Origin of the sequence: Actinophytocola sp. (assembly GCF_036402745.1) — a bacterium.
In the GTDB taxonomy this organism is placed as follows: domain Bacteria; phylum Actinomycetota; class Actinomycetes; order Mycobacteriales; family Pseudonocardiaceae; genus Actinophytocola.
In genome coordinates, this window is the sequence record NZ_DASWSJ010000114.1 from 1 (window position 1) to 24,073 (window position 24,073).

21 protein-coding genes are annotated in these 24,073 nt (G+C 70.8%); 14 read left to right on the forward strand and 7 right to left on the reverse strand.

Going from position 1 to position 24,073, the window contains the following annotated elements; translation table 11 throughout:
• Positions 1–43: 43 nt before the first annotated feature.
• Together VGD70_RS11330 and VGD70_RS11335 are read left to right on the forward strand one after the other, a co-directional pair.
• Positions 44–403, forward strand: coding sequence for a GatB/YqeY domain-containing protein (locus VGD70_RS11330; RefSeq protein ID WP_331080836.1), 360 nt, complete (start codon positions 44–46; stop codon positions 401–403).
• Between the two features lie 93 nt (positions 404–496).
• Complete coding sequence (locus tag VGD70_RS11335) at positions 497–2,233, forward strand: hypothetical protein (RefSeq protein ID WP_331080838.1); 1,737 nt, start codon at positions 497–499, stop codon at positions 2,231–2,233.
• A gap of 56 nt (positions 2,234–2,289) precedes the next feature.
• On the opposite strand, the gene VGD70_RS11340 is transcribed toward VGD70_RS11335, so the two are convergent.
• Positions 2,290–2,937: a metalloregulator ArsR/SmtB family transcription factor gene (locus VGD70_RS11340; protein ID WP_331080840.1), complete on the reverse strand. Its 648-nt coding sequence runs from the start codon at positions 2,935–2,937 to the stop codon at positions 2,290–2,292.
• A 107-nt stretch (positions 2,938–3,044) separates the two neighbouring features.
• On the opposite strand from VGD70_RS11340, the gene VGD70_RS11345 reads away from it, so the two are divergent.
• Both VGD70_RS11345 and VGD70_RS11350 read left to right on the forward strand, forming a co-directional pair.
• Positions 3,045–3,974, forward strand: a complete 930-nt coding sequence (locus tag VGD70_RS11345) for an NAD(P)/FAD-dependent oxidoreductase (protein ID WP_331080842.1) — start codon at positions 3,045–3,047, stop codon at positions 3,972–3,974.
• Between the two features lie 192 nt (positions 3,975–4,166).
• Entirely contained in the window at positions 4,167–5,063 is an 897-nt protein-coding gene (locus VGD70_RS11350) for a ParB/RepB/Spo0J family partition protein (RefSeq protein WP_331080844.1), read from the forward strand.
• A 144-nt stretch (positions 5,064–5,207) separates the two neighbouring features.
• Here VGD70_RS11350 and VGD70_RS11355 read toward each other — a convergent pair whose 3' ends face one another.
• Positions 5,208–5,777 carry a flavoprotein gene (locus tag VGD70_RS11355; protein WP_331080846.1) on the reverse strand — a complete coding sequence of 190 codons (570 nt, stop codon included), beginning with the start codon at positions 5,775–5,777 and terminating at the stop codon, positions 5,208–5,210.
• A 276-nt stretch (positions 5,778–6,053) separates the two neighbouring features.
• Between VGD70_RS11355 and VGD70_RS11360 the strand changes: the two genes are divergently transcribed.
• From VGD70_RS11360 to VGD70_RS11395, 8 genes are all read left to right on the forward strand, one after another.
• Entirely contained in the window at positions 6,054–9,248 is a 3,195-nt protein-coding gene (locus tag VGD70_RS11360; RefSeq protein WP_331080848.1) for an amino acid adenylation domain-containing protein, read from the forward strand.
• The gene (locus VGD70_RS11365; RefSeq protein WP_331080850.1) at positions 9,245–10,837 is read left to right on the forward strand and encodes a GMC family oxidoreductase; all 1,593 of its coding nucleotides are present in this window, start codon (positions 9,245–9,247) and stop codon (positions 10,835–10,837) included. The genes VGD70_RS11360 and VGD70_RS11365 overlap by 4 nt, the downstream gene beginning before the upstream one ends.
• Complete coding sequence (locus VGD70_RS11370) at positions 10,834–11,616, forward strand: thioesterase II family protein (protein WP_331080852.1); 783 nt, start codon at positions 10,834–10,836, stop codon at positions 11,614–11,616. Before VGD70_RS11365 ends, VGD70_RS11370 begins: the two co-directional genes overlap by 4 nt.
• Before the next feature lie 14 nt (positions 11,617–11,630).
• Positions 11,631–12,770: an acyl-CoA dehydrogenase family protein gene (locus tag VGD70_RS11375; RefSeq protein ID WP_331080853.1), complete on the forward strand. Its 1,140-nt coding sequence runs from the start codon at positions 11,631–11,633 to the stop codon at positions 12,768–12,770.
• 42 nt (positions 12,771–12,812) lie between these two features.
• Positions 12,813–13,277 (forward strand): group II truncated hemoglobin, encoded by a 465-nt coding sequence (locus VGD70_RS11380; RefSeq protein ID WP_331080855.1) that lies wholly within the window; start codon positions 12,813–12,815, stop codon positions 13,275–13,277.
• Between the two features lie 71 nt (positions 13,278–13,348).
• Complete coding sequence (locus VGD70_RS11385) at positions 13,349–14,848, forward strand: fatty acid--CoA ligase family protein (protein WP_331080857.1); 1,500 nt, start codon at positions 13,349–13,351, stop codon at positions 14,846–14,848.
• Between the two features lie 116 nt (positions 14,849–14,964).
• On the forward strand, positions 14,965–15,822 hold the full coding sequence (locus VGD70_RS11390; RefSeq protein WP_331080859.1) for a GNAT family N-acetyltransferase: 858 nt from the start codon (positions 14,965–14,967) through the stop codon (positions 15,820–15,822).
• 30 nt (positions 15,823–15,852) lie between these two features.
• On the forward strand, positions 15,853–16,782 hold the full coding sequence (locus VGD70_RS11395) for an SDR family NAD(P)-dependent oxidoreductase (RefSeq protein WP_331080861.1): 930 nt from the start codon (positions 15,853–15,855) through the stop codon (positions 16,780–16,782).
• Positions 16,783–16,824: 42 nt separating this feature from the next.
• On the opposite strand, the gene VGD70_RS11400 is transcribed toward VGD70_RS11395, so the two are convergent.
• Positions 16,825–18,384, reverse strand: a complete 1,560-nt coding sequence (locus VGD70_RS11400; RefSeq protein ID WP_331080863.1) for a long-chain-fatty-acid--CoA ligase — start codon at positions 18,382–18,384, stop codon at positions 16,825–16,827.
• A gap of 18 nt (positions 18,385–18,402) precedes the next feature.
• Entirely contained in the window at positions 18,403–19,623 is a 1,221-nt protein-coding gene (locus tag VGD70_RS11405; RefSeq protein ID WP_331080865.1) for a Cmx/CmrA family chloramphenicol efflux MFS transporter, read from the reverse strand.
• Between the two features lie 299 nt (positions 19,624–19,922).
• Here VGD70_RS11405 and VGD70_RS11410 point away from each other — a divergent pair, with 299 nt between their 5' ends.
• A complete protein-coding gene (locus VGD70_RS11410; protein ID WP_331080867.1) occupies positions 19,923–21,362 on the forward strand; it encodes a M1 family metallopeptidase in 1,440 nt (479 codons plus the stop codon).
• A 63-nt stretch (positions 21,363–21,425) separates the two neighbouring features.
• Here the strand turns inward: VGD70_RS11410 and VGD70_RS11415 are convergent, their stop codons facing one another.
• Positions 21,426–21,728 (reverse strand): winged helix-turn-helix domain-containing protein, encoded by a 303-nt coding sequence (locus VGD70_RS11415; RefSeq protein ID WP_331080869.1) that lies wholly within the window; start codon positions 21,726–21,728, stop codon positions 21,426–21,428.
• A 26-nt stretch (positions 21,729–21,754) separates the two neighbouring features.
• Here VGD70_RS11415 and VGD70_RS11420 point away from each other — a divergent pair, with 26 nt between their 5' ends.
• A complete protein-coding gene (locus VGD70_RS11420) occupies positions 21,755–22,327 on the forward strand; it encodes an MFS transporter (protein WP_331080871.1) in 573 nt (190 codons plus the stop codon).
• Between the two features lie 251 nt (positions 22,328–22,578).
• Here the strand turns inward: VGD70_RS11420 and VGD70_RS11425 are convergent, their stop codons facing one another.
• A complete protein-coding gene (locus VGD70_RS11425; protein WP_331080873.1) occupies positions 22,579–23,073 on the reverse strand; it encodes a pyridoxamine 5'-phosphate oxidase family protein in 495 nt (164 codons plus the stop codon).
• Positions 23,074–23,237: 164 nt separating this feature from the next.
• Entirely contained in the window at positions 23,238–23,828 is a 591-nt protein-coding gene (locus VGD70_RS11430) for a dihydrofolate reductase family protein (RefSeq protein WP_331080875.1), read from the reverse strand.
• Positions 23,829–24,073: the final 245 nt, after the last annotated feature.

The following is a 24,073-nucleotide window of genomic DNA, read 5'->3' on the forward strand; positions in this document are numbered from 1 at the left end:
ACCATATACTCGTACTGCTACCGTCGGATTGGACCCTCGACATATGCGCGCCAGCCTGCGTGACGACCTGAAAGCGGCTCTCAAGGGCCGCAACGACGTCGCCATCACCGCACTCCGCTCCGCCTTGGCGGCGATCGACAACGCCGAGGCCGTCCCCACCGACCACCCGTTGGGCAACGTCACAGAGAACGAACACGTTGCGGGAGCGGCAAGCGGCCTGGGTGCGGCAGAGGCGGAACGTCGTCACCTCACCGAGGCCGACCTCCGGTCGATCATCGAAAACGAAGTACGGGAGCGTTCGGTCGCCGCGAGGGAGTACGAGCAGCTCGGCCGCACCGACCGTGCCGAGCGGCTCCGTGCGGAGGCCGAGGTGCTGAATCGGCACCTGCGACCCACTCCGTGACGACTCCCCACCGCTCACCGAGAAGCGCTCCGGCCGCCCTTCTCGGTTCACGATCACTCTCGCATAGGGTCACGCTGACCCACGGGAGGCGAGATGACCGATCCGCTCGACGTGCACGACCCGGCGCCCGACGCCAGGTTCGTGCTGCGTGCCGGGGAACTCCTCCGGACGCTGTTGCCGTCGGGGGACATGCTTCGCTGGCGGCGGTCCGTGACGACGACGCCGGTGGTGCGGGTGAGCGATCGGTTCATCACGTCGCGGCTGGAGCTGCGCGGGGTGGAGCTGCAGCAGGTGCTGGAGTTCGAGCGGTGCCGGTTCGAGTTCGCGCCGGACCTCGGGCTGGCGCGGACGCTCGGCCTGGTGTTCACCGGTTGCTGGCTGCCGGGGCTCGACGCGCCGAACCTGGTCACCGCCAGTGCCATCACCATCGAACGGTCCACTGTGGACGGTCGGGTGGACCTCACCGACGCGTCGGTCGGCGGTTCGCTGACGCTGCGCGACACCAGCCTCAACAACCCGGACGGCGAGGCCCTGGCCGCATCCCGCATCGTCATCAGCGGCGCACTGCTCGGTGACGGCCTGACGGCCACGGGCACCGTCAGCCTGCCGGCCGCGCGGATCCTGAGCACGTTCAGCCTGCGGGGCGCCCGGCTCATCGCGCCGGGTGGGGACGCGCTGTCGGCGAAACGTGCGCAGGTGCAGGGCCCGGTCGACCTGGGCGGCGGGTTCGCGGCCGACGGCGCGGTGCGCCTCGACGACATCACGACCGAAGGCCCGGTCCTGATGGCCGATGTCACCGTCACCGTCGCGGACGGCGAGGCGATCGGGCTTGGCGGTGCGCGGGTCAACGGCAGCGCGGTGCTCACGAATTCGACGACCAACGGCACGGTGACCCTGTCCGGCGCGGCGCTTGCGTCGGACGCGGACCTGCGCGGCTGCCGGATCGACGCCGCATTGGACGTCACGAACGCGTCGATCGGCCGGGACCTGTTGTGTACGGCCGGAGATCGGCCGTTCGCGGCAGGCGTGCTGCGGGCCCGTCGCGCGCAGATCGGCAGGCAGGTCAACCTCGACGGGGCCGAGTTCGCCCACGTCGGCGGGATTTCGGTGGACCTGGCCGACCTGCGCGCGGAGGACCTGGTGCTGACCGTCGCCGGCCAGGTGCCGGGGCGCGTCGTGCTGCGCAAGGCCCGGTGCGAGTCGGTCACGGACAACACCGACCTGTGGCAGGCGGCGGGCGGCCTGGACGTCAACGGGTTCACGTACGAGGCGTTCGGCGTCCCCATCCACCCGCTCGACACCGCACAGGTGCGAACCCGCCTGCGGCTGCTGCGAAAGGCACTCGCGGGCAACTACCAGCCGAGCCCGTACGACCAGTTGATCACCGTGCTGCGGATCGCCGGCACGGAAAGCCTCGCGACCATCGCTCAGATCGAGAAACAACGCGCCCGGTACAAGGCACTCGCGGAGGCCAATCGCGCCTTCGGCCCCGTGATCCGCTTGGCCAGCAACGTTTTCCGCGTCGGTTTCGGTTATGGCTACCGCATTTCGCTGGCCTTGGTGTGGCTCGCCGCGCTGTGGGTGTTCGGCGCCGTCTGGTTTGCCGTGCGGCCCGCGTTGCCGCCGATCAACCCGCAGGAACAGGTTCCGTGGAACCCTGTTCTGTACACATTGGACCTGCTCGTGCCGCTGGTCGATCTGAGCAACAAGAACCGCTGGATCGCGACCGGCGCCTCCCGCGGCATCGCGGTCATGCTCACGGTGATGGGCTGGATCCTGGCAACCACCATCGCCGCCGAACTGGCCCGCCTCCTACGCCGCCCGACCTAGCCTCATTTCGTGAGGTGGTGGGCGACACCTGCCTGTAGATGCACGGAAGTGCCCGGCTAACGCTCGGACTCCCCGTCGGTGGACAGCTTGTTGCCGGCCACCTGCCATTCCAGGATGCCGTCGGCCAAGCGGACGGCCTTGCGTCCCTTGGCCGCCAGTAACCGCACGGCATCGTGGGAGAAGGTGCAGTAGACGCCTCTGCAGTAAGCGACGACCTCGACGGTGTCCGGCAACTCGTCCAGGCGGTCGACCAGCTCGTCCAGCGGGATCGACAGCGCACCAGGGAGGTGGCCCGCGGCGTACTCGGCGGCCGGGCGGACGTCGACCACGATCGCGTCGCCTGCCTTCACGCGGCGGCGCAGTTCCTCGCGGCCGATGGCTTCTGTGTCGTCAGGGCCCAGGAGGCGTTTGGCCGCGGCCTCCACGTCGGCCGAGTGGGTGCTCGCCACTTCGAGCAATTTGCCGTATAGCGCGACCACGTCACCGCTGGCCAAACTGTAACGGATCGTGGTGCCGTCGCGGTCGGCGGCGACCAGACCTGCCTGCTTCAGGATCTGCAGGTGCGCCGACGTCGTCGTCACGTTCATGCCTGCCGCCTGCGCCAGCGCCACCACGCCCCGGCTGCCCTGGACCAGGAGGTCGAGCAGTTCCAGACGTTTGCCGCTGCCTAGCGCCTTGCCCACGCGCGCCAGCTGCTCGAACAACGCGGGCCGTGCTGAGGTACTGGGCACGATAGCTCCAATGTTCCACGGATTCTGAGAATACAGTACTCTCAGTCAGACTCCGGACGCGAAGCAACAAGGGGACTCTCATGACCGAGACTGACCATTCCGACCGCGACGTACTGGTGCTCGGCGGTGGTGCGGCCGGGCTGAGTGCCGCGTTGTTGCTGGCCAGGGCGCGGTTGCGGGTGACGGTGATCGACGGCGGCCAGCCGCGCAACGCGCCCGCCGCGCACATGCACGGCTTCCTCACCCAAGACGGCCTCCCGCCCGCCGAGCTGGTCGAGGTAGGCCGGGCGGAGGTCACCCGCTACGGCGGCGAGCTGGTCGACGAGCTGGTCGAGGCGGTGCGGCCCGGCTTCCGGGTGCGGATGGCCGACGGCTCGGAGCTGACCGCGGGCCGCCTGCTGGTGACCACCGGCATGCGTGACGAGCTGCCCGAGGTGCCCGGAGTGGCCGAACGCTGGGGCCGCGACGTCGTGCAATGCCCCTACTGCCACGGTTACGAGGTGCGCGACCAGCCGTTGGGCGTGCTGGCCACGTCCCCCGGCTCGGTGCACCAGGCGCTGCTGGTCCGCGGCTGGTCCGACGACGTCGTCCTGTTCGAGCACACCTATCGCCTCGCGGACACCGAGCGTGCGGAGCTGACGGCGCGCGGGGTCCGTTTGGTACCAGGAGAAGTCGCCGAACTCGTGATCGGCGGCGACGCGGTGCAGGGCGTCCGGCTCACCGACGGTACGACGACGGAGAAATGCTCCGCGGTCTTCGTCACGCCGAAGTTCGTGCCCAGCACCGGGATGGCCGACGCGCTGGGCTGCGACACCGACGAGCGTGGCTTCATCACCGTCGACGCCAACGGCGCCACCAGCACACCGGGCGTGTGGGCGGCGGGCAACGTCGTCAACTCCCGCGCCCAGGTGATCGTCGCGGCCGGCGCGGGTACGGCGGCGGCAATGGCCATTCATGGTGACATCACCAAGGAGCGCACCCGGCTCGCGGTCGAGGCCTATCGCGGATAGATCGGCCGTCGATAGATCGCGGATAGCCGGACGACATACCTTCCTGAAAAGGCGGTTGCCCCGAAGAGCCCATTTCAGCCGAGCGCTGACCGCGGCGATCGGAGGGTTGTTGCAATGGAGCGCGGAACCGGGATGGAACCGACGCCGGAAATGGGTCGCGCGGCTGGGGAATGGTGGACCCGCTGCCCGCCGGTGACGGTGCCGATCAGCGCGTTGCGGCCGTCGGACTCACCGCGGCTGGCCGGCGAGAGCGGCGACCACGTCCGTGCGCTCGCCGAGTCCGACGCCGTGCTGCCGCCGGTGCTCGTGCACCGCGCCACGATGCGGGTCGTCGACGGGATGCACCGGCTGCGGGCCGCCGTCCTGCGCGGTGAGCAGGCCGTGCGGGTTCAGTACCTCGACTGCGACGAGGCCGAGGCGTTCGTGCTGGGCGTGCGCGCGAACGTCACGCACGGCCTGCCGTTGTCGCTGGCCGACCGGCGGGTCGCGGCCATGCGGATCATCACCTCGTACCCGCAGTGGTCGGACCGGGCGATCGCGGCCGCGGCCGGGCTGTCGGCCAAGACGGTCGGCGCGATCCGCTGGTGTGCAACTGGCGACTCGCCGCAGTCGCACAGCAGGGTCGGCCGCGACGGCCGGGTCCGCCCGCTCAGCAGCGCCGAGGGCAGACGCCAGGCGTCCGCGATCATCAGGGAACGTCCGGGCGACTCGTTGCGCCAGATCGCGTCGGCGTCGGGCGTCTCGCCGGGCACCGTGCGCGACGTGCGGGAGCGGATGGCCCGTGGCGAGGACCCGGTCCGGCCGAGGCGGCGTCAGCGCGACCGCGGAGAGGCTCCGGTGGAGCCTCCGCCGGAACGCACCGAGGACGAGCTCGCCGAGCTGCTGTCCCGGCTCAAGCACGACCCGTCGCTGCGCGGCACCGAGGTGGGGCGCGCGCTGCTCCGGCTGCTCGGCGTCAACGCGCTGACCGAACGGGACCGCCGAGGCCTGCTCGACGCCGTGCCCGAGCACTGCCGGGCGACCGTGGCGGAGCTGGCGCGCGCGTGCGCCAAGGCCTGGCGGGACCTCGCGGACTGCCTCGACGGCTAAGGCCTGTCTCGTAGATCATCGTGTGAAGTCCTGCGCCGACCACCGGAACCTCAGGGGACCGTGACGGCACCTAACCACCATCCACCTCGATACCCGCACTATTCGCTGGGACGCAACGCACACTTTTAATCCCGGGGAGGCGGACTAGGTCAGCAGGCTGCCGACGATCTTGGCTAGCTCGGCCGGCGGCGGCATCGTCGGGTGGTTCGACACGGTGCGCGACCCGACGTCGTAGCTGTCGTGCCATACCGGCTCCGGGACGTGGTGGCCGTCCGCGCGCAGCTGCTCGATGTTGCGCCGCACCGCGGGCTTGTCCCACATCGCCGCGCCCATCGACGGGAAGAACACCACCGGGCTGCGCGTGGACAGGATCACGGTGGTCAGCCGATTGGGTGCCGCGCCCGACGCGGCGGCCGCGAGCATGTTCGCCGTGGCGGGGAGCACGACCACGATGTCGTGGTCGGCGGCCAGTCGCGACGGCTTGTCCGTGGGCCAGTCGTCCGGCGACTCACCGCTGACGACCCGCTCGGCGTGGATCGCCACCGTGGTCGGCGGCAGGAACGTGGCGGCGGTGTGCGTCATCAGCACGGTGTACGTGCCGCCGAGCTGGCCGCGCAGCTCGGCCAGGTAGGCGGGCAGCGCGGTCACGGCGATCGAGCCGGTGGCGCCGATGAGGACACGGGGTTCGCCGGGCGACAGTGGAGTTTGGCTCATGAAAGCATCGTGCACCGATTTCTCGGTTCGTTCAATCCGCGCTTTCTTCGGCCGCTCGGATATGTCACTCCAATGGCCCATCGCTGGCCGCGAGGCATCCGTCGAGCACGATTCCGTACGTTCATTCATCTTGGTTGACAGTACGCTGGCAGCTGTCATTCCAGGGCATTGTCGAACCGCTGGTCCCGGGTTTTGTGTCGTCCGGCTGTTGCGCAACTTCTTCCGTGCGCGATCCGCACGGACGAGCCGCGAAGGGCGAAAGGGAGAGGTGCAGACATGGGACACCCGGATTCCCCCGGACGCAGGCACGAGCCGTTCCCGCTCACCGACATCCAGTACGGGTACGTGCTCGGCCGCACCGGTGGTCTCGAGTTGGGCGGGGTGTCGAGCCACTTCTACTTCGAGTTCGAGGGGCCGGTGCTCGACGCCACGCGGCTCGGCGAGGCGCTGGACAAGGTGGTCGCCCGCCACGACATGCTGCGCGCCGTCATCGACGAGGACGGCAAGCAGCGGGTGCTCGAGCGGGTGCCGCCCTACCACATCGAGACGACCGACCTGCGCGGCCAGTCCGCCGAGGCGCAGCTCGACCACATCACCAAGCTCCGCGCGGAGCTGGGTGACCACGTCCTGTCCAGCGACCGGTGGCCGCTGTTCGACATCCGCGCGACCGTGCTCGCCGACGACCGCCTGCGCCTGCACCTGAGCCTCGACCTGCTCTTCCTCGACACCCGTGGCGTCTTCCAGGTGCTGAGCGAGTGGCGGCGGCACTACGACGACCCCGCGTTCGCGCCGCAGACGCCGCGGCTGTCCTTCCGCGACTACGTGCTGGCGCACCAGGAGCTGGCGGCCGACGAGGCGGGCCGGCGCGCCGAGCGGTACTGGCTGTCCCGCATCGACGAGCTACCCGGCGCGCCGGAGCTCCCGCTCGCCACCGCGCCTGAGCGGATCGGCAGGCCGAGCTTCGGCCGCCGCACCGCGGTGCTCTCCGCACCGCGCTGGGCGGCGCTCACCGAGGCGGCACTGGACCGGGGCCTCACCCCGGAGTCGGTGTTGCTCGCCGCGTACTGCGAGGTGCTGCGCGCGTGGTCGCGGCGCACGGACTTCACCGTCGCGCTGAGCCTGCTCGACCGGCTCCCGCTGCACCCCGGGGTCGACGACATCGTCGGCAACTTCCTCGCGCCCAGCCTGCTCGCGGTCGAGGGTGCCGAGCCGACGTTCGAGGAACGTGCCGCCGCCGTGCGGGCACGGGCCGAGCAGGACGCCGCGCACCAGGCCTTCGGCGGCATCCGCGTGCTGCGCGAGCTCACCCGCCGCCAGGGTCGCAGCGTCGCCATGCCGGTGGTGTTCACCAGCATGCTCGGCGCGGGCGGCGACGCACTCGGCCTCTTCGGTGACCTGGTGCACGAGCTCAGCCAGACGCCGCAGGTGTGGCTCGAGAACCAGGTCCACGACCAGGACGGCGGTGTCGTCGTCACGTGGAACTGGGTGACCGGCCTGTTCCCCGCCGGCATGCTCGACGCGATGTTCCAGGCGTACCGGACGTTGCTGGACCGCCTGGTCGACGACAGCAGCCAGGACGGCGACACCGTGTGGACGCGGACCGGCCGGGTGGTGGAGCTGCCCGCGGCGCACGCCGACGAACGCAGGCGCGCCAACGCGACCGAGACCGACCTGCCGCCGACCCGGCTGCAGGAGCTGGTCGCCGCGTCCGCCGAGCAGAGCCCGGACGCGGTCGCGATCATCAGCGAGGACACCGAGGTCACCTACCGGGAGCTGACCGAGCCGGCGCACCGGCTGGCCCGCAGGCTGCGGGAGTGCTGTGCGGCGGACCCCGGCTCGATCATCGCGGTGTCCATGCGCCCCGGTCCCGACCTGATCACCGCGCTGCTCGGGGTGCTGCACGCGGGCGCGGCCTACGTCTCGATCGACCCGGACCTGCCCGAGCAGCGCAGGCACAAGCTGCTGACCCGCTGCGGGGTGCGTGCCGTGGTCACCGAACCGGAGCTGCGCGAGTCGTTGAGCTGGCCGTCCGGCGTGGACCTGGTCACCGGCAGGGACCCGGAGACGCTGCGCCAGAGCGCGGATCCGGTGGACGTCCGGCAGGACCACGACGACCTCGCCTACGTGATCTTCACGTCCGGCTCCACCGGCGAGCCCAAGGGCGTGATGATCTCGCACCGCAGCGCGAGCAACACCGTGCAGGACATCAACCAGCGCTTCGGCGTCGGCCGCGACGACCGCGTGCTCGCCCTGGCGCCCACCGGGTTCGACCTGTCCGTGTACGACGTGTTCGGCGTGCTCGGCGCGGGCGGCGCCATCGTGGTGCCGTCGCCAGGGCGCACCAGCGACCTCGGGCACTGGTCCGAGATGATCGACAAGCACGGTGTGACGATCTGGAACAGCGTGCCCGCGCCGATGCGGATCTGGGTGGAGTCCCTGGGCGACGCCGAGTGCCCGCCAGGGCGCACGCTGCGGCTGGCGCTGCTCAGTGGCGACTGGATCCCGACCACGCTGCCGGGGCAGATCCGCAGGCACTTCCCCGAGCTGAACGTGATCAGCCTCGGCGGCGCGACCGAAGGCTCGATCTGGTCGGTGTTCTACCCGATCGGTGAGGTCCCGGAGCAGTGGCCGAGCATCCCGTACGGCAAGCCGCTGGCCAACCAGACGTTGCACGTGCTGGACGGCCGGTTCGCGGCGTGCCCCACCTGGGTCACCGGGGAGATCTACATCGGCGGCGTCGGCGTCGCGGCGGGCTACTGGGGCGACCCGGAGCGCACCGCGCAGCGGTTCGTCGTCAGCCCGGTCACCGGGCAACGGCTCTACCGCACCGGCGACCTCGGCCGGTACCTGCCCGGCGGGGACATCGAGATCCTCGGCAGGGACGACTTCCAGGTCAAGATCAACGGTTACCGGGTCGAGCTCGGCGAGATCGAGGCCGTGCTGAGCAGGCAGCCGGGCGTGCGCCACGCACTGCTCACCGCGCCTGCCAACCCGCACACCGGGCAGCGGCAGCTCGCCGCGTACGTCGTGACCGACGGGCCGGAGCTCGACCCGGCCGCGCTGAAGGCGGCGGCCGCTGAGCAGCTGCCCGGTTACATGGTGCCCAACCACTACGTGGCGATCGACGCGCTGCCGCTGACGGGCAACGGCAAGATCGACCACAGCGCGCTGCCCGCGCCGTGGACCGAGGGTGTCGCGGAGGAACGCAGGGTGGCGCCGCGGGGCGACACCGAGCAGCAGCTGCTCGCGATCTGGTCGGCGCAGCTGGGGCACGGCGACTTCGGCACCGAGGACGGGTTCTTCGACGTCGGCGGCGACTCGCTGCACGCGGTCGGCATCATCGGGCACCTGCGGTCGGCGTTCGACATCGGCCCCGAGGCCGAGCAGGAAGTGATCGAGGCGCTGTTCACCAACGCCACCGTCACCGACTTCGCCGAGGTCATCGAGTCCTTCAGGGACACCGACTCGTGACCGCCGGAACGTGGGACCACGTGGTCGTCGGCGCCGGGTCGGCGGGCGCGGTCGTCGCGGGCAGGCTCGCCGCCGACGGGCACCGGGTGCTGCTGCTGGAGGCGGGCGCCGACCAGCCCACCGATCCGAGCACGCCCAACCCGTTGCGGGACGGCACCCGGCTGATCCTCGAGGGCCACAACTGGGACTACCAGGCCAACCTGCGGGCGCGCGGGCCCGCCAGGGCCGGTGCGCGGGAGCGTCCTGCCCGCGCGCTGTGGGGGCGTTTCCCTTACCGGCTGGGCAAAGTGGTCGGCGGGTCGTCCTCGGTGAACGGCGCGGTGGCCATGCGCGCGCTGCCGCGTGACTTCGCCGAGTGGGTCGCCCGCGGCAACCCGGACTGGTCATGGGACGACGTCCTGCCGTTCTACCGGCAGGTCGAGTCCGACACCGACGCCGCGGACGGCGACGGGCCGATCCCGGTCCGCAGGCCGAAGCGCGAACAGCTGCACGAGCTGGACCGGGCGTTCTGGGACGAGTGCAACCGGCTTGGCCTGCCCGACGTGCAGGACCTCAACCGGTCGTCGTGCACCGGCGTGGGCGCGGTGCCCGCCAACACCGTCGGCAGGGAGCGCGTGGACGCCGCCGCGGGCTACCTCGACCCGGTCCGCGGCCTGGCGAACCTGGAGATCCGCACCGGCACCCACGTGACGAGGGTGCTGTTCGACGGCAACCGCGCGACCGGCGTGGAAGTGGTGCGGGACAACCAGCTCACGCCGATCCTCGCCGACAACGTCGTCCTGAGCGCGGGCGCCATCGGCTCGCCGGTGATCCTGCTGCGCTCCGGCGTCGGGTCCGCGCGCCGGAGCGCGGAGCTGGGCGTCACCTCGGTGGCCGACCTGCCGGGCGTCGGCGAGAACCTGGTGGACCACCCGTCGGTGGTCATCTGGGCCAAGCCGCGCGACGGGCTCTGCACGCCGGGCATCCCGTGGCGCCAGGTCGCCGCGCGCATGGCCAGCGGCGTGGCCGGCGGTGCCGACAGTCACGACGCCGACCTGCAGCTGTGGCTGCTGAACAACGTGGAGTCCGCGACCATCCCGGGATTCGCGAACCGGCTCGACTGGCCGATGATCATGGGGATCTCGGTGATGCTGTTGCGTCCGGAGTCGCGCGGGCGGGTGTCCCTCGTGGACGCCGAGCCCGGTACCTCACCGACCATCGAGCTGGGTTTCGGCTCGGTGGACGACGACGTGGAGCGGCTCGCGTGGGGCGTGCGCCGCGCATGGCAGGTGCTGCGCTCGCCGGCGTTCGCCGACCGGCTGACCGACATCCAGCTCTGGAACGATGGCATGGTCGCCGACGACACGGTGCTGCGCAGCGCCGTGCGCAACGTGATGAGCCCAGGCTGGCACGCGATCGGCTCGGCGCGGATGGGACCGGCCACCGACCCGATGTCCGTTGTGGACCAGGGCTGCCGGGTGCACGGCGTCGAGGCGTTGCGGGTCGTGGACGCCTCGGTGTTCCCCGCCATGCCCAGCGCCCCGACGAACCTGACCACGATGATGCTGGCGGAGAAGGTCGTCAGCGGGATCCGGGCGGGCACCCGATGACGACCCGGCCCCCACGCAGCCGGCCGCCGGTGCGGCTCTACTGCTTCCCGTACGCGGGCGCGACTTCCTCGATCTACCGGTCGTGGCAGGCGAAGAGCCCCGACTCCGTGCAGCTCGTCGGCATCGATCCACCGGGGCGCGGCACCCGGACGAAGGAACCCGTGATCGAGCGGTTCCCGGAGCTGGTGGCGTCGATGGCGGCCGCCGTTGCCGCCGATCTCCGCCGAGCCGGCGAGCCGCGCTACGCGACCTTCGGGCACAGCCTCGGCGGCGTTGTCAGCCTCGCGGTGGCCGACGCGGTGGCGCACCGGACCGGCTTGCCGCCGGAACGATCCTTCGTGTCGGCGTCGCTGCCGCCCGGGCTGCACAAGCCGGTGGACGAGACCGCGGGGATGACCGACGCCGAGCTGGTCGAGAAGATCCGCGCCGATGGCGGGACCGCCCCCGCGCTGCTGGCCAGCGAGGCGATGGCGGCCATCCTCGTCCGGCTGATGCGGGAGGACCACGCGCTGCGCAGCCAGTTCGCCGCCGAGCACGGGCTGGTGGTCGGCCACCCGCTGACCACGATCGCCGCGCTCGACGACGAGTTCATCACCCCGGAGCGGATGCGGCGGTGGGCCGGGCACAGCGCCGCGGCCGGCAGGCACGTCGAGATCGACGGTGGGCACTTCGCCGCGTTCGACGACCCCACCGAGGTCCTGGCGATCGTGGCGCACGACCTGCTGGCTTCCGCGGACCGGCCCGCCGCGGACCTGCGGCACTACCGGTCCGCCGGCTGAGGAGAGGAGCCACGATGGACACCAACCCCTACGAGCAGCCGCACGCGGCGTTCCGCGACCTGTGCCGCACGTTCCTCGACCGCGAGGCCGTGCCGTACCACGACGACTGGGCGCGCGAGGGCATCATCGACCGTGAGGTCTGGCGCAAGGCGGGCAAGGCGGGCCTCTTCGGCCTCAACGCCCCGCAGGAGTACGGCGGTGCCGGCGAGCCGGACTTCCGGTACACGGCGGTGTTCGTCGAGGAGCTGGTGCGTGCGGGCGTGACCGCACCCGGTTTCGTGGCGCACAACGACCTGATCGCGTCCTACTTCACCGCCCGCACCACCGACGAGCAGAAGGAGCGGTGGCTGCCCGGGCTGTGCTCGGGCGAGCTGATCGCGGCGATCGCGATGAGCGAGCCGGAAGCCGGGTCCGACCTCGGCGGCATCCGGACCACCGCGAAGCGCGACGGCGACGACTACGTGCTCAACGGGCAGAAGACGTTCATCACCAGTGGCGAGAACGCCGACCTGGTCATCGTGGCGGCGAAGACGCCCTCCGCGCGCGGGCAGGGGATCAGCCTGGTGGTGGTGGAACGCGACACGCCCGGGTTCAGCCGCGGCAAGCGGATGGCGAAGCTGGGCTGGCCGGCCAGCGACACCAGCGAGCTGTTCTTCGACGACTGCCGCGTGCCCGCGACCAACCTGATCGGCAAGGAGAACGCCGGGCAGGGCTACCTGATGTCGAGCATCCCGCGCGAGCGCATGTGCATCGCGACGGTGGCGGTGGCGTCCGCGGAGAAGACCCTCGCCGAGACCCTGACCTACGTCACCGGCCGGCAGGCCTTCGGCCAGCCCATCGGCAGCTTCCAGCACAGCCGGTTCCTGCTCGCCACGCTCGACACGGAGATCACCCTCGCGCGGGTGTTCCTCAACCACTGCATGACCGAGCTGAACGCCAGGCGGCTCACGGTGACCGACGCGGCGAAGGTCAAGTGGTGGACCACCGAGCTGCAGGTCCGCGTCGCCGACCGGTGCCTGCAGCTGCACGGGGGCTACGGCTACCTCAAGGAGAGCCCCATCGCCACGGAGTGGACGAACAGCCGGGTGCAGACGATCTACGGCGGCACCACGGAGATCATGAAGGAGATGATCGGCCGCTCGCTCGGCCTGTGACCGCCCGATCCCTTACCCCGCAAGCGAACTGGAGGACCCACGATGGCCGAGCACACGCCGACGATCTACGAGTGGGCCGGTGGCGCGCCCGCGTTCGAGCGGCTGACCGAGGAGTTCTACCGCCGGGTGCGGCAGGACGAGCTGCTCGCGCCCATGTTCCGGCGGATGAGCGCCGAGCACCCCAAGGACGTCGCCGTCATGCTCGGCGAGGTCTTCGGCGGCCCGACCGACTACACCGACGAGCACGGCGGCTTCAAACGCCTGCTGTCCAAGCACCGCCACCGCGACATCCAGCCGGAGCAGCGCGAACGGTGGGTGCAGCTGATCCTGCAGGCCGCCGACGCGGTGGGCCTGCCGAGCGACCGCGAGTTCCGCTCGGCGTTCCTCGCCTACATCGAGTGGGGTTCGCGCGGCGCGATGGCCAACTCGAAGCACGACGCCAAGCCCGCCGAGCGCGAGTCGCTGAAGATCTGGGGCTGGGGCGAGGCGAGCCCGGGTGGCGCCTAACCGTTCAGCAGCAAGGACATTCCAGCCGACACGCGGTAGCCGCGTTGCCGCCCGAGGGACGGGAAGGTGCCATGGGTCTTGACGACCGCCTCGCGCGACTGCTGCACGAGGCTCCCGACGAGGCCGAAGCCGTGGAGCAGGACGGCACGTGGTGGACGTGGGGTGCGTTGCGCGCGTGCGCGACGGCCCTGGACGACATGCTCATCGCGGCGCGCGTCTGCCCGGGCGGGCGGGTGGGGCTGGTCGTGCGGAACCGGCCCGAGCACGTCGGGGTGCTGCTCGCCGTGATCGCGACCGGGCGGTGCGTGGTGGCGTTCGACCCGTTCCAGCCCGCCGCCCGGCTGGCGGCCTCGATCGCCGACGCGGACGTCGCGGTGGTGATCGGCGACGCCGGGTCGCTGGCCGCCGAGGAGGTGTTCGCCGCGGCGAAGGCCGACGCCCTTGTCGTCGAACTCGGCGAGGACGCGGCGGTGCGGGTGCTCGGTGGTGCGCCGCCGGACTGCATGCCGCCGCCCTGCGGCGTCACGGTCGAGATGCTCAGCTCGGGGACCACCGGGCCGCCGAAACGCACCGGGTTGACCATGCGCCAGCTCGACCAGGCGCTCGCCGCGGCTTCCCGGACCACGCCGGGGGAGGAGCTGCTGTCGCCCGCGGTGTCGCTGGTCGCCACTCCGATGGTGCACATCGGCGGGCTCTGGGGCGTGCTCAGCTCGCTGCACGCGGGCCGCAAGCTCGTCCTGATGAGCCGGTTCGAGGCGCAGCCGTGGAGCGAAGCCGTTGCCCGGCACCGGATCCGGGCCACGTTCCTGGTGCCCGCCGCGCTGCGGGACGTGCTGGACGCCGGGATCGCGCCGCGCGCGTTGGAGTCGGTCAAGCTCATCACCTCCGGTGCCACCGCCTGCCCGGTCGACCTCGCCGACGAGTTCTTCCGCAAGTACGGCATCCGCGTGCTGACCACCTACGGCGCCACCGAGTTCGCGGGCGCGGTCGCCGGCTGGACCTACGACCTGCACGAGCAGTGGTGGGACCGCAAGATGGGCAGCTCCGGACGCGCCTACGGCGACGTGGTGCTGCGGGTGACCGACGGCGAGGGCACCGACCTGCCGCCCGGCGAGGTCGGCCACCTGGAGGTACGCACCGCCCAGTCCGCGCGGGGCCCCGACGAGTGGGTGCGCACCAGCGACCTGGCCGAGCTGGACGACGACGGCTTCCTCTGGGTCGAGGGCCGGGCCGACGACGTGATCGTGCGCGGTGGGTTCAAGATCCAGCCCAGAACGGTCCAGCGGGTGCTGGAGACCCACGCCGCGGTCCGCGAGGCGGCGGTCGTCGGCATGGACGACGACCGGCTGGGTGCGGTGCCGGTGGCGGCGGTCGAGCTGGCGCCCGGAGCGCCGCGGCCGACCGACGACGAGCTGGTCGACCTGTGCCGCGCCCGGCTGACCGCGTACGAGGTGCCCAAGCACGTCCTGCTGCTCGACCGGTTGCCGCGCACACCGTCGACGAAGGTCAGCCGGGTCGAGCTGCTCGAGCTGGTTCGCACACACATCACCACCGGAGAGGAGCAACCATGACCACAGCAGAGCAATCAGGCCGAGCGCTTCCCAACCGCACCTCAGGGGAACGTGACGCAACCCAGCCACAAGCACGCGACCGAACGGCACCGTCCGTCCCCAACGCGACCAACACCGTGAATTCCGGGGAGGCGGAACAGTTCACTGTCGGGGTCGCCACCCGTGAGGACTGGGAGGCGGTGGTCGAGCTGGCCAACGCCGAGGGCTGGAACGTCGGCCACCACGACGCGGACTGCTTCCTGAGCACCGACCCGGAAGGCTTCTTCGTCGGCAAGCTCGGCGACCGCGTCGTCTCGGCCGTTTCCCTTGTCACCTACGGAGATTCCTACGGCGTCTGGGGCAATTACGTGGTGCACCCGGACTTCCGCGGTCGCGGCCTTGGCCGGGCGACGTGCAAGGCGGCCCGCCGGCACGGCGGTGACCGGATGCTCGCGTCCGACGCCATGCCCGACCGAGTGGAGAACTACCAGCGTTCCGGACTGGTTCCGGTGCACGACACCGTGAACTACGTCGGCCACCCCGAGCGGGGCGTCAACGGCGGGACCGCCGTGCGGGTCGGGCTCGAGCACCTGGACGCGGTCATCGCCTACGACGCGCAGAGCTTCCCCGCCGAGCGGGACCGGTTCCTGCGCAACTGGCTCACCAGCGCGGGGCACACCGCGTACGTCCGCGTGGTCGACGGCCGGATCACGGGGTACGGCGTCATCCGCACCGCGCCGCGGTGCCAGCGCATCGGCCCGCTGGTCGCCGACACACCGGAGGACGCCGAGGCGTTGTTCGACGCGCTCACCGCGGACCTCGGCCCGGACGAGGAGGTGTCGGTCTTCGCGCCCCAGTCGCAGGACTCGGCGGGCTCCTTCTTCACCGACCGCGGGCTCGCCGAGCAGTTCCGCGTGGTGCGCATGTACACCGGCGACGTGCCGTCCGGCGAGGCGGACCGGGTGCTCGCCATCGGCAGCCTCGAGCTCGGCTGAACCGCGTTCGTGAGGCAGGAGGCAACAGTGATGGGTCTCGGTGGAGTGTTCAAGGCGGTGCGGCGTCGGGTCGACCGGCTGCGCATCCCGTTCATGTACGGATCCGGCAAGGCCACGGACGCCGAGCTGGCGCAGGTGGTGCGCGGCCGGGTCGTGGTGATCAGCGGTGCCTCGTACGGCATCGGTGAGGCCACAGCCCGCCGCGTGGCCCGCTGCGGCGGGATCGTGGTCATGCTCGCGCGCTCCGTGGACCGCCTGGCGGAGGTGACGGCGGAGATCCGGGCCGACGGCGGCGACGCCCACGCGTACCCGCTGGACCTCACCGACCCGGTGGCCGTCGAGAAGGCCGTCGCGACGATCCTGGGCGAGCACGGGCACGTGGACGTGCTGGTCAACAACGCGGGCAAGTCGATCCGCCGCTCGATCACGCTGTCCGAGCGGCGGCTCAAGGACTTCGAGCGCACGATCAAGATCAACTACCTGGGTCCGGTGAGCCTGACCCTGGCGCTGCTGCCGTCGATGCGCGAGCACGGCGGCGGGCACGTGGTGAACGTCGCGACCTGGTCGCTGCGGCTACCGCCCGCGCCGTTCTGGGCCGCGTACTCCGCCTCGAAGGGCGCGTTCGACCTGTGGTTCCGCACGTTCGGCCAGGAGGTCCGCTCGGCGGGGATCACCACCACGAGCGTCTACATGGGACTCGTCCGCACCAGGATGACCGCACCGTCGGACTTCCTGGACGACTTCCCCTGTCTGTCCCCAGCACAGGCGGCGGGCCTGCTCGGTGACGCGATCGTGTACCGCAAGCCGCGAATCGAGGCGCCGTGGCTCGGACCCGCCGCGATGCTCTACAACCCGGCACGCACGCTCGTGGAGCGCCGCGCCGCCGCGAAGTACCCGTTCCAGGAGGACACGCCAAGTTCCAAGGCCGCGGTGCGACGCTCGGAGCAGCGGGCCGCCTGAACATGCGGGGCCGCGCGGTCGGGTACGGCCGCGTCGGCCGGGTCAGCTGCGGGGGACCGGCTCGCCGGCCAGGGTTCCCGCCGCGTGATCGGCGCGCAGCCGGGTCTTGAGCACCTTGCCACCCGGGTTGCGCGGCAGTTCCGCCAGCACCGCGAGCCGCGTCGGGTGCTTGTAGCGGGCCAGCCTCCCGGTGCACCACCGGGAGATGTCGGCAGGCGTCGGCGGGTCGTCGGCCGACCGGGCGGTGACCACGGCCAGCGGCGTCTCGCCCCACTTCTCGTGGGGAACACCGATCAGCGCGACGTGCGCGACCTTCGGGTGCGCGGCGAGGACGTCCTCCACCTCGGCGCTGTAGACGTTCTCGCCGCCGGAGATGATCATGTCCGTGCGCCGGTCGACGACGTAGAGGTAGCCCTCCTCATCCTCGCGGCCCAGGTCGCCGGAATGGAACCAGCCGCCGCGGAACGCCTCCGCCGTCTCGGCGGGCCGGTTCCAGTACTCGAGCATCAGCATCGGGCTGCGGTAGACGATCTCACCGACCTCGCCGCGCGGCACGTCGTGCCCGTGCTCGTCCACCACGCGCACCTCGACGTTGAGCAGCGGCGTGCCCACCGAGCCGAGCTTGCGCAGGGCGTCGGCACCGCGCAGCAACGTGGTGACGGGTCCGCATTCGGTCTGTGCCAAGGCAGTCGTGACCTCAGCCTGCGGGAAGGTGTCCACGATCCGGCGCACCAGCGTGCTCGACGCCGGCGCGGCGCCCCACGCGGCCCGGCGCAACGCCGACAGGTCCCGCCGCGCGATCTCCGGCACGTCGCAGATCGCCTGCCACTGGGCAGGCACCAGGAAACACGCCGTGACCCGTTCGCGTTCCATGAGCGCGACCGTCGCCTCGGCGTCGAACCTGCCGGAGGGCAGCAGCACGGTCCGGCCGCCGCGCATGAAGGTGGGCAGCATCCCGGTCAGCCCGGCGACGTGGAACAGCGGCGCGGCGGCGAGCCACACCAGCTCGTCCTCGGGCCGTGCGCCGATGGTCGCCGTGTGGCTCAGGACGTGCATCGCCAGGCCGTGATGGCTGAGCACGGCGCCCTTGGGCCGACCGGTGGTGCCCGAGGTGTACATGATGAACGCCGGGCCGCGCTCGTCCACCGGGTCGCCGGTGAACACCTCGTCGGCCGCGTCCAGCGCCTGCTCGTAGTCCTCCGCGCCGGGCCCGGGATCGTGGCCACCGAAGACCAGGCACGCGGCCAGCTCGCCGCGTGCCGCCGCCATCGTCGGGGCCAAGGGTGCGTGCACGACCGCGGCGGCCGCGTCGCAGTCGGTCAGCACGTGGCGGATCTCGTCGGCGACCAACCGGAAGTTCAGCGGGACGCAGATCGCGCCCAGCCGCGTGCACGCGACGTAGGTTTCCAGTACCTCCACCGAGTTCATGCCGAGGACCGCCACCCTGTCGCCGGGCCGCACGCCGCGCTCGCGCAGGGCGTTGGCCAGCTTGCTCACCCGCTGGTCCATGGTCCGGTAGCCGAGCTCGGTGCCCTCGAAGGTGATCGCGACCCGGTCGCCGATCGCGCGGGCGTGCCGCGCGCACTGTGCGCTGAGGGTCATCCCTCGCCAGGACAAGGCTTATGCCTTCGCGGTGCGCTGGTGCAGCCGCGCGTCGAGCAGTGCGCAGCCGAGCGCGGCCACCCCGAACAGCGCGCCGACCCAGCCCACCGAGGTGAGCCCGAAGCCTGCGCTGATCGCGTAGCCGCCGAGCAGCGGCGCGACCGTGATGCCCACCTGGAACGCGGCGACGTTGGTGGCCCCGGCCAGGGTCGGCGCGGCCTGCGCGATGGTGAACGCGCGGTTGAGCACGGCGGGGTTGACGACGAACCCGGCCACGCCGAGCAGGAAGACCAACAGGATCGTCAGCGCCAGCTGCCCGGCGAGCACGGCCAAGGCGAGGGAGACCACGACGATGCCGATGATGCCGACGGTCATCGTGCGGAACGGCTGCCGGTCGGCGCTGCGGCCGCCGACGGTGAGCCCGGCGAACGCGCCGATCCCGAACAGCGACAGCACGGCGGGCACCCAGCCCACCGGCAGTTTGCTGACGTCGGCGAGCACGGCACCGAGGTAGCCGAAGGTCACCATGTAGGCGCCGGTGCTGAGCGCGGCCGTGCCGTAGGCGATCCACAGCCTGGGATTGTTCAGCGCGCGCAGTTCGGTGCCGAGGTCCCGGCGCGGCTCCGGTCCCGCGGCCGGCCCGCGCAACGACAGCAGGGTCAGCGCGGCCGTGAGCGTGGTCATCGCGAGGACGGCCCAGAACCCGCCACGCCAGCCCATGGCGTCGCCGATCACGGTGCCCAGCGGTCCGCCGACGACCATGGCCAGCGTCAGTCCGCTGACCACCACGGACAACGCCCGGGCCGTGCGGTCCGGCGGCACCAGGCTGACCGCGGTGATCGAGGCGACGCCCCAGAACCCGGCGTAGGCCAGTCCGCTCACGAACCGGGCGATCAGCAGTGGCCAGTACCCGTCGGTCAGCAGCCCGACCGCGATCGAGGCGACGAACAGCGCCTGGCTGGTCACCAGCGCGACCCGCCGTGGCAGCCGCAACGTCAACGCGGCCAGCGGCGGTGCGCCCAGCATCACCCCGACGGCGAACGCGGAGATCAACGTCCCGGCCGTGGGCAGCGAGATGTGCAGGTCGGAGGCCATCTGCGGCAGCACGCCCGCCATGAGGAACTCCGCGCTGCCCATCGCGAACAGGCTCAGCCCCAGCACGTACACCGGCAGCGGCATGCCTCGGCGCTGCTGCTCGGTTCGCGTCACGCTCGTGGCATCCGCGACGTTCGCGGCCATCTCGACTCCCCTCGTCGACGCGATCAGGACGGCTCCCGACGTTACCTTATTCCAGAGAATAGTGGAACTCCCTACGAGTCAAGTGGCGCCCACCCGGTCGCATTCCGTGACTCCTGGACGAGGGGTGTTGAGGGACATCCTTCCGGAGGCTCGCGCCCTGATCTCAGATGTCCGTCAAAACGGGTCACGCCAGGTGGGTAAACCGAACCCTGGATCGTCGTGTTGGCACGATCGATTCCACGACGGCGCCTCGGGAGCATGAGCACACCAGATCTTCCGCTCCTGACGAGGTGAAACTCATGCGACGATCGCCATGGCGCGCACAGCTTGTGGTGCTCGGCACGGTGGTGGCCATCCTCGGCGCGCTCGTTCCCGAGGCGTCGGCCACCGACAAGGTGGAATTCCGGCCGGGCTCATCCGGCTTGGGTGATCCGTGGTATCCGTTCGAAGGCAATGGCGGGTACCAGGTTGAGCACTACGATCTCGACCTGTCCTTCGAACCGGACAGCGGGCAGCTGGACGGCGTGGCCGTCATCGACGCCCGGGCCACGCAGGATCTGTCCCGCTTCGACCTGGACCTGCAACAGTTGACGGTCACCAAGGTCACCGTCGACGGGCTGACTGCCGGGTTCAGCCGGAACGGGCAGGAGCTGATCATCACGCCGGCGCGCGGGCTGCCCAACCGCTCACGCTTCCGCGTCGAGGTGAGCTATGGCGGCACGCCGCAGCCCCTCGGCGGTGACACACCGTACGGGTTCGTGCCCACCGACGACGGTGCGGTAGTGCTGAGCGTGCAGGACGGCGCATCTACCTGGTTCCCCGCCAACGATCATCCCTCCGACAAGGCGACCTTTGCCTTCTCCGTGCGGGTGCCCAAGGCCCTCGGAGTGGTTGCCAACGGTCGGCTGGTGTCGCGTCGCACCGTGGGCGAGTCGACGACGTTCCGGTGGGCGGAGCGCGACCCGATGGCAACCTATCTCGCCACCGTCGCCATTGGACAGTGGGAGATCCGGACGGGCCGGACAGCCGGCGGAGTTCCCCAGTACGTCGCGGTCGATCCGCGGCTGAAGGGCTCCGGTCCCGACCCGATGACGTTCTTCTGGGACACCTCAGCCGAGGTCACCGACCTGTGGGTGAAAACGTTCGGCCCCTATCCGTTCGATTCCACCGGCGCCATCGCCGATCTCGCGCTGTATCAGGGAAAGATGGTGCCGTTCTCGGAGGAGAGCCAGACCCGGCCGGTGTACTCCGACGTGCACCAGGACGCGACGATCGCACACGAACTGGCCCACCAGTGGTTCGGCGACAGCGTCGGAATCCCGCGCTGGAGCGAGGTCTGGCTCAGCGAGGGCTTCGCCACCTTCGCGACCTGGTACTGGGACGAGACCAAGGGGCGGACGTCGGCCCACGACGAGGCCCTTCGGACCTACGATTCCTATCCGGCCGACTCCGCATTCTGGAAGGTCATCACCGCCGCCCCCGGGCAACCCGATCAAAACGTCGGGGCGCGCGTCTATCTCGGTGGTGCCATGGCGCTGCAGCTCCTCCGCGAGAAGATCGGCGACCAGAAGTTCTTCTCCCTGCTGCGCGCCTGGGCCACCCGAAATCACCACGGCAACGCCACGTCCGTCGATTTCGCCGCGCTGGCGAACCGGATTTCCGGCCAGGACCTCACCCAGTTCTTCGACGCATGGATCTTCTCGCCCGGAAAACCGCCACTCACAGGGGAACCATCATGAGTAACTCTATTGACCTGCGCGGCCTGACCAAACGTTACGGCGCCACGACCGCCGTGGACACGCTCAGCTTGCTGGTTCACCGCTGGTCTGTCGCTGGTCAACCACTGGTCCCTCAGCCAGGTCGGGGGCGGCGGAGGCCATGAGGGCGTCGGCGACGGGGGAGCGGGTGTAGAGGACGGACCGGCCGGACCGGGCCCGAGTGACCAGGCCGGCGTCACGGAGCACGGCGAGATGGTTGCCGACCGCGCCGAGTGACTGGCCGAGGATGGCGGCGAGGTGGGTGGTACTGGCCGGCTCGTCGAGGGCGAGCAGGATCCCGGCGCGGGACGCGCCGAGCAAACAGCTGAGCGCGGCCCCTCGCGGCACTGCTGCGGGACTTGCGGATCCGGCGGTTGCTGTTCGCGAGCTGGATGCCGGTGTCGATCTTCGCCGGCGCCCCGGCGCTGATCGTGCCGTACACCGCGGCGCTCGGGAAGCAACCCGGCGCGGCCGGCCCACTGCTCGCCGCGACATCCATCGGGATGGTGCTCGGCAACGCGCTGGTCGGCAGGTTCTGCCGCCCAGCTACGCGAGAACGACTCGCATTCCCGCTGGCGCTGCTGCTCGGCGTTCCGCTGCTGGCGTTCGCCCTGCAGCCACCGCTGCCGCTTGTGTTCGGGTTGTTGCTGGTGTGCGGGGCGGGCCTGAGCTACCAGCTCGGAATCCAGCAGGCATTCCTCGACAATGTCCCGGCGGAGCTGCGGGGTCGGGCCTTCGGCCTCAGCTCGACGGGGGTGATGGGTGGGCAGGGTCTGACGCAACCGCTGGCCGGCGCCCTGGCCAGCGCACTCGGTCCGGCCGGCGCGGTTGCTGCGGTCGGCGCAGCGCTCGTCACCGCCGTACTCGCCCTGCGCCGCGCGCTGAGCCCGGGACGGCGAGCGCCTGATGAAGCAGAACCGCCGGAAGGCCCGACCGAATATTGGTGAGGGTCGAATTGAAATCGGCTCGCCGTCGTCGTGGCGTTCGCGATCAGCCTTGCCATCGATGTGCGGTCGAACACTCGCCCTGAGCTGTCTGGGCACCGCTTGGGCTGACACCCGGCACGTGGTACTCCGACCACGGCCTCGTGCGATGGTTGTCGATGTGACCACCCGGCGCGACGGGCCATCATCCCGCAGAAGGTCCCTTCGCAGGGCGATTCAGGTGGCGCGAGTGCCCCGAGTCCACCGGTCCGACGTCAGGACCGGTTCCGTTCGGCCAGTTCCTGGAGGAATCGCGGCATTCGGCCGGCGCCGAAGTCGTAGTAGCGCACCCAGTGTGGCGTGATCGCGATTCGGGCCATCTGGTCGTACATCACGCGGACGTTCTGCTCGAACTCGGCCGCAGCTTCGGCGTCCATGGATTTCCTTGCGGCGGCGAGGTACTCCTCGACCACGCCGTCCACGATTTCGACGTTCGCCCGTCCGCGTACGGAAAGGGCTCGCGCCTGGGCGGGCGTGTCGCCGGTGTCGATGGCCAGTGAGACGTCCGGGCGAGTCGACAGCGCTGCGACCTTCGGTGAGGTCGTCGCCGTGGAGATCACGAACTGGTCGCCGGTCCAGAAGAATCCGACCGGAATCACCCGCGGCGTTCCGTCCTTCCCGATGTAGGCGAGGTGGGCGGCCGAGGGGGACGTGAGCAGTTCCTGCGCGCCGGTCGTGGACAGTTCGTCGTCGATGTCTTGTCGTTCCATGAGGGTTCTCCATCCGTTACGTCGCGACCATGGTGGCCGCATTCACACCTGGGACCGCGCCGGTCCCAGGTTCTCGACATCGACGGCCGCAACGCAACCCGGAGGCCCGGCCACTCGACGGCATAGCGGCAATCCCTTGGGAGACAAGGGATCGCCGCGTCGCCTCACGCTCGGTCGTAGAGCAGGCAGAGCGCGCCGCTCTCGGTCGGGGTGGAGTCCGTGAGCCGCCAGGAGGTTGCTTCCGGGCCGTCGGGGAACAGCCGGGGGCCGCCGCCGACGAACTCGGGGCACAGGGTGATCGACAGCCGGTCCAGTTCATCGGCCTCGATCAGGTTCTGGATGACGCTCGTGCTGGCCAGCACGATGATGTCGCCGCCATCCTGCTGCCGCAGCTCCTTCACCGCGGTGGCCGGGTCGGTCGCCGCGATGCGGGCGTTCTCCCAGGTGGCCTCGGTGAGGGTGGTAGAGAAGACGACCTTCTCGACGGCGTTGAGCCAGCGGGAGAACTCGCGGTCCTTGGGGTCGGCCTCCGGGTTGTCCGCGACGGACGGCCAGAAGCCGCCGAACCCCTCGTAGTTGGTGCGGCCCAGCAACGCTGTCGTGGCCGGGGCGGTCACCCGCAGCATGTGGGTGCGTGCCCTGTCCGTGAGGTTGTGCGGCACGATCCAGCCCATGTCGTACGGGCCGCCGCGGCCGGCGACGCGGCCGTCGAGTGACAGCGAGATGTTGCCGACGACGGTGCGGGATGTGGTCACGATGTCTCTCCCTTGTCCGGCACCGGCCGTTCCGGCGCTGCGCACAGACTGTCCGCTGTGGCATGTCGCCCGGCAGATGAGGATGTGGGCAGTGGGCGATGACAATTGTCATCGCCCACTGTGGAGTTCCGTGCCTACCGGAAGGCGCTCGCCGGGCGGCACCCTGACCGGCATGACGGCAGTGCTGACCGGCTCGCGCGTCCCGCCGGCCGGGTTACCGTGTGTCCCTCAGCAGCGGAACGGGG

What these genes read in the sequence shown, in the direction of transcription:
- VGD70_RS11400 (WP_331080863.1), bottom strand. Translation starts at nt 18,384, where the DNA reads ATGACCCTCAGCGCACAGTGCGCGCGGCACGCCCGCGCGATCGGCGAC.
- VGD70_RS11385 (WP_331080857.1), top strand. Translation starts at nt 13,349, where the DNA reads ATGGGTCTTGACGACCGCCTCGCGCGACTGCTGCACGAGGCTCCCGAC.
- VGD70_RS11345 (WP_331080842.1), top strand. Translation starts at nt 3,045, where the DNA reads ATGACCGAGACTGACCATTCCGACCGCGACGTACTGGTGCTCGGCGGT.
- VGD70_RS11360 (WP_331080848.1), top strand. Translation starts at nt 6,054, where the DNA reads ATGGGACACCCGGATTCCCCCGGACGCAGGCACGAGCCGTTCCCGCTC.
- VGD70_RS11395 (WP_331080861.1), top strand. Translation starts at nt 15,853, where the DNA reads ATGGGTCTCGGTGGAGTGTTCAAGGCGGTGCGGCGTCGGGTCGACCGG.
- VGD70_RS11410 (WP_331080867.1), top strand. Translation starts at nt 19,923, where the DNA reads ATGCGACGATCGCCATGGCGCGCACAGCTTGTGGTGCTCGGCACGGTG.
- VGD70_RS11355 (WP_331080846.1), bottom strand. Translation starts at nt 5,777, where the DNA reads ATGAGCCAAACTCCACTGTCGCCCGGCGAACCCCGTGTCCTCATCGGC.
- VGD70_RS11380 (WP_331080855.1), top strand. Translation starts at nt 12,813, where the DNA reads ATGGCCGAGCACACGCCGACGATCTACGAGTGGGCCGGTGGCGCGCCC.
- VGD70_RS11335 (WP_331080838.1), top strand. Translation starts at nt 497, where the DNA reads ATGACCGATCCGCTCGACGTGCACGACCCGGCGCCCGACGCCAGGTTC.
- VGD70_RS11375 (WP_331080853.1), top strand. Translation starts at nt 11,631, where the DNA reads ATGGACACCAACCCCTACGAGCAGCCGCACGCGGCGTTCCGCGACCTG.
- VGD70_RS11370 (WP_331080852.1), top strand. Translation starts at nt 10,834, where the DNA reads ATGACGACCCGGCCCCCACGCAGCCGGCCGCCGGTGCGGCTCTACTGC.
- VGD70_RS11425 (WP_331080873.1), bottom strand. Translation starts at nt 23,073, where the DNA reads ATGGAACGACAAGACATCGACGACGAACTGTCCACGACCGGCGCGCAG.
- VGD70_RS11405 (WP_331080865.1), bottom strand. Translation starts at nt 19,623, where the DNA reads ATGGCCGCGAACGTCGCGGATGCCACGAGCGTGACGCGAACCGAGCAG.
- VGD70_RS11330 (WP_331080836.1), top strand. Translation starts at nt 44, where the DNA reads ATGCGCGCCAGCCTGCGTGACGACCTGAAAGCGGCTCTCAAGGGCCGC.